The organism is Microbacterium sp. (genome assembly GCF_035277845.1).
In the GTDB taxonomy this organism is placed as follows: Bacteria; Actinomycetota; Actinomycetes; order Actinomycetales; family Microbacteriaceae; genus Microbacterium.
This window is the reverse complement of record NZ_DATEJS010000213.1, coordinates 1-3,118: the sequence shown is the minus strand read 5'-3', so window position 1 is coordinate 3,118 and position 3,118 is coordinate 1. Positions and strand designations below refer to the sequence as shown.

At 70.0% G+C, this 3,118-nt stretch carries 2 protein-coding genes; both read left to right on the top strand.

Annotated features, from left to right (window positions below; translation table 11 throughout):
- A partial coding sequence (locus tag VJR25_RS09040; protein WP_324114644.1) for a hypothetical protein occupies nt 1-373 on the top strand: 373 nt, incomplete at its 5' end.
- An 85-nt stretch (nt 374-458) separates the two neighbouring features.
- A partial coding sequence (gene uvrA / locus VJR25_RS09035) for an excinuclease ABC subunit UvrA (RefSeq protein ID WP_324114643.1) occupies nt 459-3,118 on the top strand: 2,660 nt, incomplete at its 3' end.

The window sequence follows — 3,118 nt, the reverse complement described above, 5'->3', positions numbered from 1 at the left end:
GTCGGCGCTGGTGCCCACGAGCCTCGGAGCCTGGGGTGCGGCGCTCGTGACCGGGGTGGGACAGCTCGCCCATCCCGCGGTCGCCGGCGACTGGCGGGTCCACGTCGCGCTCGCCGTCGTCCACCTGCTCCACGTGCTCGGCGGCTTCGCCATGTTCCTGGACACGCGCGGCGCGATGCAGCTGCGGACGCTGCGACGTGCGCTCCTGCGCTGGCTGTGGATCCAGCTGCCCGCGCAGGCGCTGCTCACCGTCGTGCTCGCCGTGCCCCGCCTGCCGCTCACCGGCGACGGCGGCGTGCTCGCGGTCGTCGCCGGGGTGTGCCTGTGCGCGGTCGCGGTGATCGTGGTGCGCCTCGCGACCCCGCGCCGCTGACCTCGGCCGGGCTCCCGGAGCCGCTGCGATGCGCTGAGCGAGCGCAGCGAGCCGCAGTGATGCTGGCCACTCCTAGACTTGTCGGGTGCCCATCGTCCCCGTCTCCGCCGTCGGTCATCCCAGTGGAAAGCTCAGCGTCCGCGGCGCCCGAGTCCACAATCTGAAGAACGTCGATCTCGACATCCCGCGCGATTCCCTGGTCGTGTTCACCGGGCTGTCCGGGTCCGGCAAGTCCAGCCTCGCCTTCGACACCATCTTCGCCGAGGGGCAGCGCCGCTACGTCGAGTCGCTGAGCGCCTACGCGCGCCAGTTCCTCGGTCAGGTCGACCGGCCCGACGTCGACTTCATCGAGGGCCTCAGCCCCGCCGTCTCGATCGACCAGAAATCGACCAACCGCAACCCGCGGTCGACGGTCGGCACGATCACCGAGATCCACGACTACATGCGGCTCCTCTGGGCGCGCATCGGGGTGCCGCACTGCCCGGAGTGCGGCGAGGTCATCCAGCGCCAGACCGTGCAGCAGATCGCCGACCAGCTGATGGAGCTGCCCGAACGCACCCGGTACCAGATCGTGGCGCCGGTGGTGTCGCAGAAGAAGGGCGAGTTCGTCGACCTCTTCAAGGAGCTCAGCGCCAAGGGCTTCGCGCGTGCGGTGGTCGACGGCGACCTCATCCAGCTGTCCGAGCCGCCCACGCTGAAGAAGAGCTACAAGCACGACATCGCCGTCGTCGTCGATCGCCTGGTCGCGGCGCCCGGCATCCTCGACCGCATCACCGACTCCGTCGAGACGGCCCTCAGCCTCGCCGGCGGCGTGGTGCAGGCGAATTTCGTCGACGAGGAGGGGGATGCCGCCTGGCAGTCGTTCTCCGAGAAGCTGGCGTGCCCCAACGGGCATCCGCTGCAGCTGACCGAGATCGAGCCGCGCACGTTCTCGTTCAACGCGCCCTTCGGGGCCTGTCCCGCGTGTTCCGGTCTCGGCACGCGCATGTCGGTCGACGTCGACCTCATGCTCGCCGACGAGGACCTCTCGATCAACGAGGGCGTCGTGATCCCGTGGACGACGCAGGGCAAGGGGCTGTTCCAGTACTACGAGCGGCTGCTCCAGGGACTCGCCGACGACCTCGGCTTCTCGCTCGACACCCCGTGGCGCAAGCTCCCCGCCGCGGTGCGCGAGGCGGTGCTGCACGGCGAGAACTTCAAGGTCAACGTGCGGTGGAAGAACCGCTACGGGCGCGAGATGCGCTATACGTCGGGGTTCGAGGGCGTCGTGCCCTACATCGAACGGCAGTACCTGCAGGCCGAGTCCGACTCGCAGCGGCAGCGCTGGGCGGAGTACCTGCGCGAGGTGCCGTGCCCCGTCTGCGACGGCGCGCGCCTCAAGCCCGAGGTGCTCGCGGTGCAGGTGCACGGTCACTCCATCGCGGATGCTTCGCGGCTGAGCCTCGCCGACGCGCAGACGTACTTCGCGAAGCTCCAGCTCACCGACCGTGAGGCGAAGATCGCGGCGCAGGTGCTGCGCGAGATCCGGCTGCGCCTCGACTTCCTCACCCAGGTCGGCCTCAGCTACCTGTCCCTCGGCCGCTCGGCCGGGTCGCTCTCCGGCGGCGAGGCGCAGCGCATCCGGCTCGCGACCCAGATCGGCTCGGGGCTCACCGGGGTGCTGTACGTGCTCGACGAGCCGTCGATCGGGTTGCACCAGCGCGACAACCGCCGCCTCATCGAGACGCTCGTCGCGCTGCGCGACCTCGGCAACACGCTCATCGTCGTCGAGCACGACGAGGAGACCATCCACGCGGCGGACTGGATCGTCGACATCGGCCCGCGCGCCGGCGTCGACGGCGGCAACGTCGTGCATTCCGGCCCGCTCGGCGAGCTGCTCGAAGACCGGGGCTCGCTCACCGGCGACTACCTCGCCGGGCGCCGGGCGATCACCACGCCCGCCAAGCGCCGCCGCATCGACAAGAGCCGCAAGCTGTCGGTCGTCGGCGCCCGCGAGAACAACCTCAAGAACGTCACCGTGGACTTCCCGCTGGGCGTCATGACCGCCGTCACCGGGGTCAGCGGCTCCGGCAAGTCGACGCTGGTCAACGACATCCTGTACCAGGTGCTCGCCTCCCGCCTCAACGGCGCCCGCACCGTGCCGGGCAAGCACACCCGGGTCACCGGCCTCGACGGTCTCGACAAGGTCGTGCACGTCGACCAGGCGCCGATCGGCCGCACGCCGCGGTCGAACCCGGCGACGTACACCGGGGTGTTCGACCGCATCCGCACCCTCTTCAGCGAGACGCCCGAGGCGAAGGCGCGCGGGTACATGCCCGGGCGGTTCAGCTTCAACGTCAAGGGCGGCCGCTGCGAGGCGTGCTCCGGCGACGGCACCATCAAGATCGAGATGAACTTCCTGCCCGACGTGTACGTCGACTGCGAGGTCTGCCACGGCAAGCGGTACAACCGCGACACCCTCGCCGTGCACTACAAGGGCAAGAACATCGCCGAGGTGCTCGAGATGCCGATCGCCGAGGCGAGCGAGTTCTTCGAGCCCATCCAGGCGATCCACCGGTACCTGAAGACCCTGGTCGACGTCGGGCTCGGCTACGTGCGGCTCGGGCAGTCTGCGACGACGCTCTCCGGCGGCGAGGCGCAGCGCGTCAAACTCGCCACCGAACTGCAGCGGCGCTCCAACGGCCGCTCGGTGTACGTGCTCGACGAGCCCACCACGGGTCTGCACTTCGAGGACGTCGCGCGCCT